The 15,776-nt window shown below is 66.7% G+C and carries 10 protein-coding genes and 2 pseudogenes; 4 read left to right on the forward strand and 8 right to left on the reverse strand.

All coding sequences use genetic code 11. The annotated features are described in order from the left end of the window. The first annotated feature begins 122 nt into the window (after positions 1-122). Positions 123-908, forward strand: coding sequence for a hypothetical protein (locus BZG35_RS16520; RefSeq protein WP_077357351.1), 786 nt, complete (start codon positions 123-125; stop codon positions 906-908). On the opposite strand, the gene BZG35_RS16525 is transcribed toward BZG35_RS16520, so the two are convergent. From BZG35_RS16525 to BZG35_RS16545, 5 genes are all read right to left on the reverse strand, one after another. After that, positions 905-1,360: a hypothetical protein gene (locus BZG35_RS16525; protein WP_077357353.1), complete on the reverse strand. Its 456-nt coding sequence runs from the start codon at positions 1,358-1,360 to the stop codon at positions 905-907. The two genes, BZG35_RS16520 and BZG35_RS16525, sit on opposite strands and share 4 nt — an antisense overlap. A gap of 181 nt (positions 1,361-1,541) precedes the next feature. Further along, complete coding sequence (locus BZG35_RS16530; protein ID WP_077357355.1) at positions 1,542-2,330, reverse strand: hypothetical protein; 789 nt, start codon at positions 2,328-2,330, stop codon at positions 1,542-1,544. Between the two features lie 18 nt (positions 2,331-2,348). Continuing rightward, the gene (locus tag BZG35_RS16535; RefSeq protein ID WP_253189209.1) at positions 2,349-3,119 is read right to left on the reverse strand and encodes an SDR family oxidoreductase; all 771 of its coding nucleotides are present in this window, start codon (positions 3,117-3,119) and stop codon (positions 2,349-2,351) included. 232 nt (positions 3,120-3,351) lie between these two features. Then, the gene (locus tag BZG35_RS16540; RefSeq protein ID WP_077357357.1) at positions 3,352-6,408 is read right to left on the reverse strand and encodes an efflux RND transporter permease subunit; all 3,057 of its coding nucleotides are present in this window, start codon (positions 6,406-6,408) and stop codon (positions 3,352-3,354) included. Next, positions 6,405-7,439: an efflux RND transporter periplasmic adaptor subunit gene (locus tag BZG35_RS16545; protein ID WP_077357359.1), complete on the reverse strand. Its 1,035-nt coding sequence runs from the start codon at positions 7,437-7,439 to the stop codon at positions 6,405-6,407. Before BZG35_RS16545 ends, BZG35_RS16540 begins: the two co-directional genes overlap by 4 nt. Before the next feature lie 73 nt (positions 7,440-7,512). Here BZG35_RS16545 and BZG35_RS16550 point away from each other — a divergent pair, with 73 nt between their 5' ends. Next, on the forward strand, positions 7,513-8,181 hold the full coding sequence (locus BZG35_RS16550) for a TetR/AcrR family transcriptional regulator (protein ID WP_077357361.1): 669 nt from the start codon (positions 7,513-7,515) through the stop codon (positions 8,179-8,181). Positions 8,182-8,626: 445 nt separating this feature from the next. Here BZG35_RS16550 and BZG35_RS16560 read toward each other — a convergent pair whose 3' ends face one another. After that, on the reverse strand, positions 8,627-9,973 hold the full coding sequence (locus BZG35_RS16560) for a S9 family peptidase (protein ID WP_216351864.1): 1,347 nt from the start codon (positions 9,971-9,973) through the stop codon (positions 8,627-8,629). A gap of 138 nt (positions 9,974-10,111) precedes the next feature. Next, positions 10,112-10,482: pseudogene (locus tag BZG35_RS18450) on the reverse strand (tryptophan 7-halogenase). A gap of 263 nt (positions 10,483-10,745) precedes the next feature. Between BZG35_RS18450 and BZG35_RS16575 the strand changes: the two are divergent. Then, positions 10,746-13,970 carry a TonB-dependent receptor gene (locus tag BZG35_RS16575; protein WP_077357367.1) on the forward strand — a complete coding sequence of 1,075 codons (3,225 nt, stop codon included), beginning with the start codon at positions 10,746-10,748 and terminating at the stop codon, positions 13,968-13,970. A 67-nt stretch (positions 13,971-14,037) separates the two neighbouring features. After that, positions 14,038-15,067 (forward strand): annotated as a pseudogene (locus tag BZG35_RS16580) (cupin-like domain-containing protein). On the opposite strand, the gene BZG35_RS16585 reads toward BZG35_RS16580, so the two are convergent. Beyond that, positions 15,064-15,762, reverse strand: coding sequence for a DUF6445 family protein (locus BZG35_RS16585; protein ID WP_150126079.1), 699 nt, complete (start codon positions 15,760-15,762; stop codon positions 15,064-15,066). The pseudogene BZG35_RS16580 and the gene BZG35_RS16585 overlap by 4 nt on opposite strands. Between the last annotated feature and the right edge of the window lie 14 nt (positions 15,763-15,776).

Below are 15,776 nucleotides of genomic sequence, written 5' to 3' on the forward strand. Positions count from 1 at the left end.
CAAGCGTCATCGGCCATCAGCTTTTTCCAGTGTAGAGACCGCCCGCTCGTTATCGCCACTCTCGGCGGCCGACCGACGTCAAGCAGACACACGACGATTCCCATCTCCCAAGAGGCCGCTCCATGACCCCGGACCGTCTGCGCCAGATCGCCAATCTCCTGTTCGCCCTGGGACAGTTGCTCCTGCCGCTGCTGATCTTCACCCGCGGATTCGACGCCTCGACGGCGCAGGGCCCCTCGGCTGCCGCGCCGAATCCCGCCTCACCGGCCGGCTATGCCTTCGCGGTTTGGGGCGTGATCTATCTGGGCGGCCTTGCCTATGCCGTGCTGCAGAGCCTCCCCGGCGCGGGTGCCGATCCGCTGTTCCGGCGCATCGGATGGCTGACGGCGGCGGGCTTCGCCCTGTGCTGCGCTTGGCTGTATTTCGCGCGGTTCGGACCGGTTCTGCTGACCGTCCCGATCATCTTCGGCATGCTGATCACCCTCGGCCCGGCGCTGATGATCGCACTCCAGCCCTCGACGTCGATCGGCTGGACGCGCGAGGCCTTCGTCCGCGTGCCGTTGGCGATCTATGTCGGCTGGCTGACCGCCGCCACCTTCGTCAATGCCGCCGATGTTCTCCCGGATTATGGCTTCGATCGCTTCGGTCTGTCGCCGCTCATCTTCGGGCTCGGCGTGATTGGCGCGGCCGCCGTGCTGGCGATCTCGGTCGTTCTGTTCAGGCCCCATCCCGCCTATGTCGCGACGGTGCTCTGGGCGCTCGTCGCGATAGCCGTGGCGGCGGGGCGACCCGGGCTAGGCAACCCGGTCTCGCTCGCCGCATGCGGAGCTGCGGCCCTGCTGCTCGGCGTCGCGGCGATCCGCTTGCTCCCGCGCGCGACGAGCGGAAACGGCTTCGCCTCGGGTTAGGCCTTCGGCACACCCCGCCTCGTCGAGCCGCGGCCTGATCTGGATTGCCAGAACAGAACGCCAGACCGGTCCATCTTCCCAGCGGCGCGGAAGTCATCGATCAGGGAGGCGGCCTGGTCGATGGAGAGAGCGGTAAAGTGGCGCCGGTTGCCGAACATATGGTCCATGACGGACGACCAGGCCGGTAGAGCGGGGTCACGAGACACGAACACGGTCAGGGCGGCGGGCGGTTCAGCCGCCCGAAACACCGCTGCAAGGCGTTCGACATCGCTCAAGGTCGCATCGGGTACGTGCCCCCCCACAGCGTTGATCCAGTCCCAGCCTGCCAGTTCCGGGCGCTGCTGAACGAGTTGGATGATTTCATCCGTCAGCCGACTGGCGGTCAGCGGACCGCGCAGGACCAGCACGACGCGACGCGACGGAGTCAAAACAGAGATCTCAAAATCCTGCATTCAGGCCACGGCTCCGTTTGGCCAAAGCATTATCGTTAACACTGCCGCCCCAAAAGCGCCCGCGCGCCGTTTCTGCAGGCGACGCCTGTCGCTTGCAAGGTCATGGTCTCCCCCGCGTTCGGCGACGGCAGCCCTTCAGGACGGTGTGATTTGGCTCGACACGACCGGCCTGTGGAGGCGGTCACGGCCGCACAGCATTCAGGAACGGCCGTCCGGCCAGCGCCTGAAAGAAAGCGGCCAGGGTCAACCCGGTCCAGAGGAGACTGAACAGGACCACGGAGGCGATCGCCGCGGTCGAGGGCAGAATTAGAGACGCGGCCAGGCCCCATGCCGGCACGACCTGGATCATATGGGTCGCAAGGAAATGCGGCGGGCGCAGGTCGCCGGCCGACCTCGACCAGCCCGTAATGGGCATAGGCCGGACGCCGGAAATCGGCCGGCCCACGAGATGGCCCATGTTCGCCCCCATCCGAAAGGCGGTCACCACGGTCAGCACCGTGCCACCGACCAGGCCCAGGACGACGGCGAGGCGGAGAGGGGCGACGAGGCTGGTCTCATGGTCGATTGCGACGACCAGCCCTATGACGCCGGCGGGCAGGATGATGACCGCGGCTCCAAGGGCCATGAGCGAATACATCATGGCGTAGAACGGCGTCGAGACGTTGAAGTGAGACGCCTTTTGCCGGGCGGCTTGAACCGAAATGTAGCCGACCTCTCCACCGGCCGCGAGCCCCGACACCGCTGCCAGCAGCGCCAGGCCGAGGCTGTGCCGCCAGTCAGGACCGAGGCTGCCCATCACCAACGCCAGGGTGGCGAAATGCACCGCGAGCGAGACGGCGAATTTCGACGGCTTGGACCAGACCCCGACCGGACCCACTCGCCGCCTGTCCAGGTGTTGCAAGACCAGCAGGATCAGAAAGACGATCCCGAACACCACGGCCGTGCCCCACCAGAGCCTCTCGGCCGACATCCCGGTACCCATCGCGACCTATGCCCGACCTGTGGCGGCAGGTCGGGTCCGGGTCATTCCGGCCATGACGAGCGCCATGATGCGGCTACGACCCCGACGCGGCAGCGGGGCCAGCGAATATTCCAGGAGTTTGGAGAGCAAACCCGGACGGACCGTCGTGGCACGGCCCAGCCGGGTCAGTGCCTGCCTCGCCACGACCTCGGGTGCCTCGCTCAAGCCCATGGTCATTTTGGCCCGTCGCGCGAAACCGCTGCGGATCGGTCCCGGCGCCACCGCCAGTACATCCACGCCGAAGGGTTTGAACTCGGGACGAATACCCTCCGCCAGGGTCTGGATGAAGGCCTTGGTCGCGGCATAGTTGGCCGCCCGCGGAACCCCCTGAAACGCGACGAGGGAGCTCATCAGGATGATCCCGCCATGGCCCCTGTCGGCGAATCGACGACCGAACAGATGGGTCAGTTCGACGACCGCTCGACAGTTTACATCGATCATGGACAGTTCGGTCCCGATGTCGCTGTCGAGAAAGGCACCCGCCGTGCCGAAGCCGGCGGCCGCCACGAGCAGGCCGACATCGAGCCCTACCGTGGCCGCCGCGACCTTGGCGACCGCGTCGGCCTGCGACAGATCACAGGGGAGCGTTCTGCAGTCGACGCCATGGCGTCCTCTGAGGGTGTCGGCGACGCGCTCGAGCCCTTCAGCGCTGCGGGCCACCAGCAACAGATGAAAGCCCGCGGCGGCGAGTTGCCGGGCAAGGGCCTGGCCTATGCCGTCAGAGGCGCCGGTGATCACCGCCCAAGGTCCGTATCGCGCCAGGGGCTCGAGCCGGCGGGGGTCTGGATTCAGGGATCGGGGATGGGGGGTCGTCACGACGGCACTCCATGGCAAAAGGACTGATGTTCGGGGCAAGACGGCGTCGGCAGGCCGACCATGAATGGATCTGCCTCGGCTTTGAGCACCGATTCCAGGGTCCGTGGCGTCAACGCCCTGCACCTCCGAGCACGCGGCGGCAGCAAGCGGCGGATCATTGCCTCGCTCCGACGTCGCGCCGATTCAGCAGCAGATAGGTGACGGGTGTGGCGACCCGGGCCAGAAGGGTGGACGCGGTCAGGCCTCCGATCAGGGCAATGGCCATCGGCGAATAAAGGCCGTTGTTCTCCAGGGCGAGCGGGATCAGGCCGCCGATCGCCGTCACCGAGGTCAGCAGGACGGGCAGGAACCGAAGCTCGCCGGCGCGTTCCACGGCCTCTCGAACCGGCGTGCCGGCGGCGCGCAGCTGTTCGGTGAAATCGACCAGCAGGATCGAGTTCTTGATCTCGATGCCGATCAGGGCAATCAGCCCGACGGCGGCCGTGAACGACAGGGCGTTCCCCGTCAGCCAGAGCGCCACCACCGCGCCGAAGACGCCGAACGGGATGATTCCGGCGACCACGGCAACGGTCCTGAACCGGCCGAACTCCAGCACCAGAACCGCGAGTATCCCCAGCGACGAGACCACGATCGCCGGGATCAGACCCGAAAAACTGCGCGACTTCGTATCGGCCTCGCCGCCGAGCGTGACGGCATAACCGGGCGGCAGCGTCACCTCCGCCCCGATCCGGTCCACGGAGTCCTGGGTGGCGCGGCTGGTCAGCATGCCCGGCGCGACATAGGCCGAGACCGTGACCGTGCGGGTGCGTTTCAGGCGATCGATCCGCGCGGCCTGCGACACCAGCACCGGCGTCGCGAGGGCCGAGAGCGGCACCCCCTGCCCCGACACGGTCGGCACGAAGATCGCCGACAACGCGTCGATGTCGTTGTAGCCGGCCATGGGCAACCGGACGGTGACGGGAAAGTCGTCGCCCTCGGCGTCACGCAGACTGGCGACGCGCACCCCGGAAAGGCCCAGCTGAACGGTCCGGCGCAGGCTTCCGGCACTCACGCCCAGAGCTGCGGCGGCCGCCTCATCGACCTGCAGATGGACGTCGGTGCGCGGCAGACGCAGCGGGTTGCCGATATCGCGCAGCCCCGGCGTGGTCGCCATGACCTGCTCGACCTCAAGCGACAGGCGCGACAAGGTCTCGACATCCGGCCCGGAGATGCGCACGGCGATCGGGGCCTCGACCTCCGGGCCGTTGACGAAGGTGACGATGCTGATGCGCGCCCCGCGGTAGGCGGCGAACTCGGCCCGCAGCCTCTCCAGCAGGGCCGGTGAGGATGCCGGTTCCCACGCCTCCAGTCCCACCGCCACCTCGCCGAAGGCCGCGTCGGTCTCGCGCTGGCCGACATTGTAGTAGAGCTGGGGATTGCCGCGCCCGGTATTGGCGGCCGTCCAGCGCACCTCCGGCACGCGGGCCAGTCTCGCTTCCACGAACCGCACGGCCGCGTCGGTCCGGGTCAGGGCCGTGCCCTGGGGCATCTCGATACGGATCAGGAACTGCGGCGTTTCGGCCGGAGGAAACAGGCTGGTGCCGATGACCCCGACCAGGGGTATGGCCAGGGCTGAAAGCGTCAGCAGACCGGCGAGCACCACGCCAGGCCGATCCAGCGCGCGGGCCAGCACCGGCGCATAGACGCGGTGAATGCCGCGATTGACCCAGCGCAGCAGGCGGTTGCCCTCGGGGTCGTGATCCCGCTTCAGAACCAGGCTCGCGACCAGCGGTATGACGGTCACGGCGACGATGAACGACCCCGCCACGGTGGCCAGAACCGTGACGGGCAGCGAGCGGATGAACTCGCCGGACGCCTCGGGCAGGGCCAGCAGCGGCAGGAAGGACAACATGAGACAGGCGGTGCAGCCGGCGATCGCCAGGGTGATCTGGCCCGTTCCCTGCACCACTGCCGTGACCCGATCCGCGCCGTCCCTGAGCCATCGCGCGATATTCTCGGTGACGACGATGGCGTCGTCGACCAGAAGCCCGAGGGACAGGACAAAGCCGGCGACGGCCAGCTGGTTCAGGGTGAACCCGAAGGCCGCAAGGATCAGCACCCCGATCAGCAGCGACAGCGGGATGGCCACCATCACCACGCCAGCGGCCCGGAGTCCGAGCGGCAGCAGCGTCAGGCTCACCAGCGCCAGGGCGATCAGAAAATCCCGGCCCAGCCGCCCCAGTCGCAAGGAGACATTGTCCGCCTGGGCGAACCCCCGGTCCAGGGTGACGCCCCCGGGCAGCGTACGCTCGAAGGCGTCCAGTTCGGCAGTGATGGCCGTCGACAGACGCGTGACATCCTGATCCTCGCCCTGGGTCGCGGTCAGCAGGATCGCGCGCCTGCCGTTGAACCGGGTGATGTGATCGGCCTCGGCCTCGGCCCAGCCGATCGTGGCGACGTCGCCCACCCTCAGGACCGCACCGTCCCCCGCCCGGATCGGAACGGCGGCGATGGCCGCAGCGTCGGGATAGGCGCCGCCATACTGGACGCTGAAGCGTCGGTCGTCCGACTGGATATTGCCGATGGGGGTCTCCAAACCCGCGGACCGCAGCGCGTCTGACACCGTGGCGGGGGCGATCCCGAGCGCGGTGAGCCTGGCCAGGTCCAGGGCAACCCGCATTTCCGTCTCCGGAGCGCCCCAGTAGCGGGCCTCGCGGATGCCGGGGATGGTCCCGATGCGCTCCCTCAGCCGGTCCGCAACCTTTTCGAGCCTGCGCATGGGCAGGGTCTCACTGACCAGGGCGACTTCCACGATGGACACGCCGATCGGCCGGGCCCGGATCACTTCGAGCCGCGCGAGGCCGGTCGGCAAGGTCGGACGAAGGGCATTCACCTCCCGGACCACATCATCATAGCTGCCGTCGGGATCGGTCCCCCAGTCGAACTCGACACGCGTCGCCGAGAGGCCGTCCCCGCTGCGTGACCGGACCTCCCTGAGGTCGTCGAGCCGGTAGACTGCATCCTCGATCGGCCGCGTCACCAGTTGTTCGACCTCGTCGGGCGTGGCCCCGGGAAGAACCGCATTGACGATGAAGGTCGGGGGATCGAGCTGCGGATCCTCGGTGCGGGGGATGGTCAGGAAGGCGCTCAACCCCAGGGCGAACAGCAGCTGCACGGCGACCAGGGTAAACTGCCAGCGTTGCAGGACGAACGCGGCCGGATTGAACCTCATCGCCCGGTGACCGACACACGCTGGCCATCGGCGACGAACCCGGCCCCGGCGGTGATTACCCGGACGTCGGGCGCGAGACCGGCGAGCCGCAGGCCGTCGCCGTCGATCGCCACGATGCGGACCCGGACCCTGCGGGCGGTGGAGTCTGTCGGATCGACGATATAGACGTGGCCGAAGCCGTCGCGCGCATCGAGAAGCACCTCCGCCGGAAAGACCGCCCCTGTCTGTTCGGCTAGGGCCGCATTCTGGAACGTGGCGGACGCAACGGTGCCGCTGGCGATGGTGTCCGCCCCGTCGAGCGTGAGCTCGACCTGCACAGTCCCCGTCCGCGCGTCGCTGGCCTGACCCAGACGGCGCACGATGGCCGTAAAGGGCACGGGATACCCCCGGACCGATACAGAGCCGCGATCGCCACGCTGCAGGTCGGCAGCGACCGCCGACGGAACGGCGACCCGGGCCAGCCTCGCGCTGGAGAGATCCGCAACCGTCAAGAGGGTCGCGCCGGCCGCAACCGTCTCGCCCACCTCGACCCCATCGCTCAGGACCACGCCATTGAAAGGCATCACGACCGAAGCCGACGCTTCGTCATAGCGGGACCGGGCCAGTACCGCTCGGGCGGCGTCGAGTGCGCTTCGCGTGTCGTCGCGAACGGCGGTCGAAACCGCCCCGGCCGGAAGCAGTCTTTCATTGCGGGCGTCGTCGCGTGCCAGTCGATCCACTTCGGCCTGGGCCTCGCGCCGGGCCGTGCGCGCAGGGGTGGCGTCAAGGCGAACCACCAGCGTTCCCGCCGGTATCCGATCACCGATTCTCAAGGGCGCGGCCAGAACGCTGCCGCCTACCCGCGCACTGAGGTCGGCTTCGCGGTCCCGACCGATGACGGCCGGATAGGCCTGCGAAAGGCCTCGAGAGTCCTCCACAGCCGTGACCGCTTCAACCGGCAGGACCGCCGGTGACGTCGGTTCCGTGGCAGAACGACCGCATCCCGTCAGAAGCAGCAGCAGGCCCAGCCCCGTGATCTCGTTTCGCCCCACGCGACATCATCCTATCGTTGATAGGCTATCAGTGATAGGTTGACATCGGCTGTCAAGTCCTTTGAGGAGAGGCATGGCGAAAATGCCCAGGGAAGCGGTCGGTCATCGCCGCGAACAGATTCTGGACGAAGCCCAGAAGCTGTTCGTCAGCCACGGGCTCCAGAATGTGACGACGCGCCATATCGCCCGGGCCGTCGGCATCAGCCAGCCGTCGCTCTATGCCCATTTTCCGACCCGCGACGCCATCGCCGTCGAACTGTGCTGCCGCGCCTTCGACCAGCTTCACGATCGGCTGACCCTGGCGTCTGATGCGCAGGGAACGCCGTCCGAGCGTCTGCATGCCCTCGGGCTCCAGTACATCCGGTTCGGGCTGGAGCAGGAGGCGGCCTATCGCGTCGCCTTCATGCTCGACATGTCGGCTGAGCCGACGGTTGAAAAAGGCCTTGTCCTTGCGGCCGGCCTGCGCGCGTTCGGGATGCTGAGGGCGCTTTTCCTGTCGACCTACACTGACGAACTTGAGGCCGAAGGGCGCGCCCAATCTGCGTGGGCCAGTCTGCACGGCCTGGTCGCATTGCTGATCGCCCGCCACGAGTTTCCCTGGGTTGAAACGCACGGCCTGATCGAAATTCACCTTCATGGCGTCTGCTCAGCAGCCTTCTTGCCGACCGAGGGGCACCGCAACGCGCAAGACGCGGCGCCCTCGATGGGATTCGTAAATGACCAGAACTCTGGCTTACGCTGACGTTTGGCGGGTTCTGGAAGCGACATCCGGCGGCCCCGCGCGCGAAGGCCGAGCATCCCTAGTGGGCTCCGCTCCTTAAGCGATGGCTCGGCCGTGCCCATTCAGCTCGTGCAAGGCTCCGTCGCCTTGGTACCGTCCGGTACTGCAAAGGGTCTAAGCGCTGGTTTCGGCGACGATAACGCAACCAGCTGACGGGCTTGTCGATAGGTCGAGATCATCACCGCCCACCAGGCGATCCCGTTCAGGGCACCGATCACCCTGAGGATTGAAGGCGAAGCTGCAATAGGCGGGAAAAACCGCGCCCAGAATGCTGGGTCCCAGCATGATGCCGCAGATGATCTGCACCGCCACCAGCGGCGCGTAGTAGTCGGTGCGCAGACCGCGCCACAGCAGATCGGCATGCTGAAGATCAGCAGCAGGGCGATCAGGAAAACCTAGGACGTGGTCATGGCGTGCATGGTTGGCCCCCTGTCGGCATCCGGTCCCGGGCCCCGGCAGCGGTCCACCAGTCCAGGAAGACCGGCCAGTTCGGCCCGCCGGTATGGCCGTCCTCGTGCTGCCGAAAGGCAAGATCGCCGTCAACCAGCGTGCCGAGCGGCGGAAAGCGCGGGCTCTGGAGTGGGCGCGCGCCCAGCAGGGCATAGGCCGGCGACGCGGCGGCGGCGGCCAGGAACATACCGCGCGGATCGGTCCAGGCGTCGGCTTGGGGATTGCCCACGCTGATGAAGACGGGCCGCGGCGCGCACAGGGCGATCAGCTGGTGAGCGTCCACCGGCAGGTCGCAGGCCGTCAGCGGGCCCGCGTATTTTAGATAGGCCCCGGCCATCCAGTGATACTCGCCGCTGGAGGCGATGTTCTCGACCCGCTCGCCGAAGTCGCGCCGCATAAGCTTGGCCCCGCCTTGGCCGGACGAGGCGACGAAGGCGGCCGCGAACCGGGTGTCGAACGCCATGGCGACAAGCGCCGCCTTGCCGTACCGAGACAGGCCAAAAATCGACACGCGGCGGGCGTCGATCCCTGGCATGGTCTCGAGCGCATCCAGCACCCGGCCCGCCCCCCAGGCCCACGCCCGCAACGCCCCCCAATCGGTCAGGGCCCGTGGGCGACCGCCTCCGGCCAGCCCGATCGCGCCGCTCGCCAGCCCGGCACCGTCATCAGCCTGGACGGACACCGGGACGTATTCCACCACGGCCATTCCGCGCGCCAGCACCTGTTCCTTCCAGGTCGGGCGGGGCTCAGGGGGAAATCGGTCGGTCAGGGCTCGGGGAAAGGTCAGCCCAAGCACGGCCGGCACCGGACCGGTCACGCACGGTGGAAGGCTGACGGTGGCCTCAATCGATAGACCTCCCGTCGCGTCCTCCCCGCGCAGCCCTCGAACCTCGCGCGCGCCGTCCTGCGCCGGCGCCGGGGTCGAATTCCACCGGATCCCGGGAGCCGAGACCGGTACCCGACCATAGATTTCGTTCTCGAACATCGCGAGGATCTCAGCCCGCCTCGCCGGCCAGGTCCCGCGCGTCACGTCGGTACCATCCCTGGACGTAAGCAGGGCCGGCAGTCCGACACACCGATCCGCCCGCGCCTCGTCATAGTTGACCGCGTTGGATGCGTGCGGATTCTGCCCGTCCGCGCCCGGTCGCAACCGCGCGATGCCGAGAAGATCCAGCAACCGCCGATGGTCTTCCTCGGCGGTCAGGGTTTGGACCGGAGCAGATCCGGTGCCGTGCGCCGTGGACAGCCCCATCAGCCCCAGCGAGACAGCGCCCAGACCGACGGAGCGACGTGTGGTGTGCATGATCACCTCTGCAGATACTCAGACAAATACCCGATCGGCCAACGCGATCAAGCGAGACGTCGAGGACCAATCGATTGTCCCCACGTGCGTCATGCGGCGCAGTGCTCTGCCACGAACATCATATGGATTAACATATAGTCAGCCGAGTTGCGGATCGCTTCGGCCGCGTGGGCCAGGCGAATAGTCGTGAATGTCGGTCGCGGCACCCGCGCGACGCATCAGCGAGTGATGATGGACGCCAACCCTGTCGGTCGACTGGTTGTGCCCGCTGAAGGGATGAATATAGGAATGGCCCAGAAGGACCCTGTCGCGGAATTCGATGCCAAGGTTGAAGGTAGGCTGTGTGCGCGCCATGAAGGCGTCCTCGTCCAGGCCTATCGCTGCTTGCAGCTGCGAATATGCGTAATCGTCGCCGCGCCGACGCCCGCGGTTCCGATCTCGTCCGGCTCGACCACATCGATATGAAGGTCCAGCAATTTGAGAAGGCTGGAGGGGGCCCCGGCCGTCATCAAGCCGGCGGTTTCTCCGCCCTCGATGACGATTTCCGGACAGCGCTGGACTTCATGATTTCCCCCGACAAACGCGACCGACCACAGCTTCACTCTAGATGGTGAGGCCGAGCCGTTATTGCCGCACGGCGAAAGAAAATCAGTTGGTTACGCTCTCGGCGTGACCATCACTCGGACACTTGAATAATGCCGAATTTCGGGATAGGTATGAACTAATGATAGCGCTACCAAGAAGGTGCGCGCGAATGCCTGGGGGGGCAAACATGCTACAACTCATCGCAACATCCACGCCTGAACGCCGTAATCGACCGGGCTTCGTGCGTTATGGCGTATCGGCGATCGCCGTTGCTTCGGTTCTTGCGGCCGTGCCTGCGCTGGCGCAGACGGCACCCACGCCGGCACCGCAGGACGATGACGAGACCCAGGTCGAGGAGGTGGTCGTCACGGGTATCCGCGGCAGCCTCCAGAACTCCCAGACCATCAAGCGCAACGCTGAAGTGTTCGTCGACTCCATCAGCGCCCAGGACATCGGTGCCCTGCCCGACCGCTCGGTGAGCGAGGCGCTCCAGCGGGTTCCCGGCGTCGCCATCGACCGTTTTACCGCGGGCGTCGATCCTGACCACTTCGCGGTCGAAGGGTCCGGCGTCGTGGTGCGCGGGCTGACCTTCGTCCGCTCGGAATTCAACGGACGCGACGCCTTCACCGCCAACAACGGCCGGGCCCTGGGCTTTGCCGACGTGCCGTCCGAGCTGCTGGCCGGGGTGGACGTGTTCAAGAACCAGTCGGCCGATCTGATCGAGGGCGGTATCGCCGGCACGGTCAATCTGCGCACGCGCGTTCCCTTCGACCAGTCAAGGGATGTGCTGTCGGCATCGGCCGAATACAGCTATGGCGATCTCGCCGAGGAGCTGACCCCGACCTATTCGATCCTGGGCAGCAAGCGCTGGGACACCGAGTATGGCGAGTTCGGCCTGCTGGCCAACTTCGTCGATTCGCAGCTGAAGTCGCGGAGCGACGGCCAGCAGATCTCCAACTTCTCCCTGCGCACGAACCTGGGACCGACGCCCGTCTACTTTCCCCGAGGCGCATCGTTCCGTTCGACAGACTTTGATCGCACCCGTACCGGCTATGCTGCAGCCGGTCAGTGGCGCAGCCCTGACCACACGATGATCGCAACGGCCCAGTTCCTGCGCTCGGAGGCCACCCAGGATACCACCGAGCACGCGGTGGAGATCGCCACCGACAACGTTACCAGCAACGGCGATTCACGACCGGTCTTCGGCACAACCTTCGAATTCGGCGACGACGGCGTCTTCACCAATGGCACCATCACTGGGCCGACGGGCTGGCGCGACGATCAGCAGGGCGGTCGTGACAACCGGACCCCGTCCTTCGGTCTGCAAAGCAACAACCAGCGTCGCGACGCGCGATCCGAGAACATTACCACCGATTACGGGTTTAACTTCAAATGGACCCCGACCGATCGCCTGAAGTTCAACTTCGACATTCAGCGGGTCGAGTCGACCGTTCAGGTCCTGGACGCCACCCTCTGGGCCTCCACCTATCAGAACGCGTCCATCCAGCTGCGCGGCGACGACGCCCCGATCGTCACCTTCCTGCCGCCGTCGGAAAACGGCACGGTGACCCAGTGCCCGGCCACGCCGCCGACGCCAGACACCGACTGCCCGCGCTACTTCAACGCGCCGAACGACAACTTCAGCAATCCATTCAACAGCTTCGTTCGCAACAACATGGACCACGCCGAGGACAGCGAGGGCGAGCTGACGGCGGTGCGGCTGGACGGGGAATATACCTTCGATGAGGACAGCTGGCTGGACTCCGTCCGCTTCGGCTATCGCCGCGCGGAACGGGAGCAGACGACGCGCTTCTCGGCCTATAACTGGGGCGTGATCAGCGAGCAGTGGGGCGGCGGCGGGCCGGTCTGGCTCAGCGATTCCGCCGACGGCGTTCCCGAGCCGGGTCCCGGTCTGCCCGGCACGGCCGGTCAGGTCGTGGGCTCGCAGTTCGAGACTTTTGCCTTTGACAACTTCTATCGCGGACAGATCCCGGTCCCGACCGGGAATCAGCCCCGGCTGTTCTACAACCAGAACATCATCGACAACTATGATGCATACTCCCAGTTTGGCCTATTGGTGGGCGATGAATGGCGCGCTCGTTTGGGCACCAATGGCTGCCCGCAGAACTGGGTTCCCCTCGCGCAGCGCTGCGATGTGGTTCCTGGAAGTCTCTACCGGCTGAACGAAATAAATCCGATCCAGGAACAGAATGACGCCTTCTACGGCATGCTGCGCTATGCCGGTGAGCTGTCGAGTGGTGTGCGCCTAAGCGGCAACGTCGGCGTGCGCTACACCACGACCGATCGTCAGGCTCAAGGTTATCTTGCTTTTCCCCGTGCGACCTTCAGCTCGGAGGCCGAATGTGCCGCGACGCCTCCCGGTCAGACCGCGACGCCCTTCTGCCGTCTGGTCTCGCCTGTCGACCGTGCTGCGGCCCGGGCCTTCGCCAACGGCGCGATCACCGAGGATACGGCCGAGTTCACCTATGACTATCTGCTGCCGAGCTTCAACCTGAGGGCCGAGCTGGACGGCGGCAAGGTCTTCCGCTTCGGATATTCCCGCGCCATCACGCCGCCGGACATCGGGCTGACCCGCAACTACTTCAACGTCAACCTGTCGGCGAACGAACTCGATATCGTCAACGGACGTCCGACAGGACGCTTCGCAGTGGGCAATCCGCGCCTGAAGCCGATCATGGCCGACAGCTTCGACGCCTCGTTCGAATGGTACTACGGCAACCCCGGATCGTTCACCTTCTCGCTGTTCTACAAGACCCTCAGCGACGTGATCACCAACGGGACCGAACGGCAGACGTTCACCAACAACGGGGCCACCTTCGACGCCGTGGTCACCACCCCGGTGAACTCGGAAAAGGACGCCACGGTCCAGGGCTTCGAGGTCGCCTGGCAGCATACGCTGGACGACCTGCTGCCGCCCTACCTGGCCGGGTTCGGGTTCAACGCCAACTACACCTATATCGACTCCGAGGGCGTGCCTCAAAGCACCCTTTCCAATACCGACCCGGACGTGGCCGCGGGACGTGTCGCCAACATCGACACCAGCCTGCTGCCACTTCAGAACCTGTCGGAGCACACGGCCAACCTGGCTGGCTTCTACGAGCATGGTCCGGTGGCGGTCCGTCTTGCCTATGCCTGGCGTTCCGAGTTCCTGATCACGCCGCGTGACGTCATCGTGCCGTTCGCGCCCATCATGAACGAGTCGACCGGTCAGCTCGACGCATCGGCGTTCTACTCGGTGACCGATCAGGTGAAAGTGGGCATGCAGGCGGTCAACCTGACCAACGAAGTCACACGGACGTCCCAGGTTCTGAACAATGACCTACTGACCGTCGGACGGTCCTGGTTCATGAACGACCGGCGCTTCACCTTCATCGTTCGCGCCACTTTCTGAGATTTCCAACAACCTTGTTCAGCCCCGGCGGTTCTTACCGTCGGGGCTTTTTCTTCTCCGGCGTGTCATGTTCTCTTCCAGCGCTACCCCGCCGGCCCCGGCTGAGATTGCGGCCAGAGGGCCGACGGATCAGGAAACCTTCGAGCAGGCCGTAGTGCCCACCTATCGACCTGTGGTCTTCAGGGGTCAGGTTTCACACTGGCCAGTGGTGCAGGCGGCACGCCAGAGCGACGACAGCCTGACGGCGATGCTGAAAGCAGGGGCCACCGACCGCCTCCTGGAGACCTTCGTCGGCCGGCCGAAAATCGCCGGTCGCTTCTTCTACAACGAGGCGGTCAACGGCACGAACTTCGACCGGCACCTCGCGCCTCGCCGCCACGCTGGACAGGCTGACGGCCCTGCGCGAGGACCCGCGCCCGCCCGCCCTCTATGTCGGGGCCGCCCCGGCGGTCGACTGCCTGCGCGATTTCGAGGCGACCCACGTCCTGGGGCTGGTCGATCCCCGCGTGCCGCCGCGGCTCTGGCTCGGCAACCGCACCACGGTGTCCACCCACTACGACCTGTCCGACAACGTCGCCTGCGTCGCGGCCGGACGGCGGCGGTTCACGCTGTTTCCGCCGGACCAGCTGAAGAACCTCTACGTCGGCCCTCTCGACTTCACCCTGGCGGGTCAGCCCGTCAGCATGGTCTCCTTGCGCGACCCCGACTTCGCCCGCTTTCCCAGGTTCGCCGAAGCCATGACCCATGCGGTCACGGCCGAGCTCGAGCCCGGGGATGCGATCTACATCCCGCCGCTGTGGTGGCATCAGGTCGAGGCCCTGTCCCCCCTGAACCTTCTGGTGAACTACTGGTGGAACACGGCGGGCACGCCGCCCTCGCCCTTCGAGGCCCTGATCCACGCCGTGATGACCGTCCGTCATCTGCCCGGGCCTCAGCGCGACGCCTGGAAGACCATGTTCGATCACTATGTCTTCGATCCCGACGCGGACGCCGTGGCCCACATCCCGGTCGGCAGCCGCGGCGTGCTGGGGTCGATGACGCCGACGCTCGCGCGGCGCATCCGCGATTTCCTGATGGCGGGCCTGCGCCGGTCCTAGGCCCTGTGGCCGTAGGTCACGAAGATGTTGGCCGTCAACCGGCCACGCCGGGGATCCGGGGACAGGGCGTGGGGCTCGGCCAAATGGCCGGAATGCAGCGTCCGGCTGCGGTAGACGACGAGGCGGTTGAAGGCCGCCTCGACCCGGTGCGTCTGTTCGAACTGGGGCGTGTCGCCGTCGATATAGGCCGCCGGCGGCGGCCGCTGCGCCAGCTCCCGGTCCAGCACCGCCCGATAGGGGTCCAACCGCTCGGGCGTCAGTGTCTCGTACCCGGTCGCCCTGTGCCGGTAGAAGGCGGTGCCGCCGAGGCGGGGCGCGCACAGATAATGGAGGATGGCGAACTGGAGCGGATCGACCGTGTCCACATGCGGGATGCGCTGCGCCAGGGTCAGCTGGGCGGGGGCCAGGGTGACCAGGGAAAAGTTGCAGGTCGCGCGCCCCAGGCCGACGTCCCTCAATCCGAAGGCCTGGCGGATCAGCGGGTCCAGCGCCCGCACCAGGCCCCCGACATAGGCGAGCGGCGCCGGCGCCAGACGCCCCGGATAGAAGTTGTCGCCCAGGGTCGGATCCCCAAAGGCGTCCGCCGCCGCGACGTCGACGAGCGCCCCGGGGTCCGCGACCGCCTCGTCGAGAACGATCAGCGGCTCGCATTCGCGGCCGACATGGTCGACGCGGGCCGCAGCGATGGCGGACATCGACGGCGTCATGA

This window comes from Brevundimonas sp. LM2 (assembly GCF_002002865.1).
Classification (GTDB): Bacteria; Pseudomonadota; Alphaproteobacteria; order Caulobacterales; family Caulobacteraceae; genus Brevundimonas.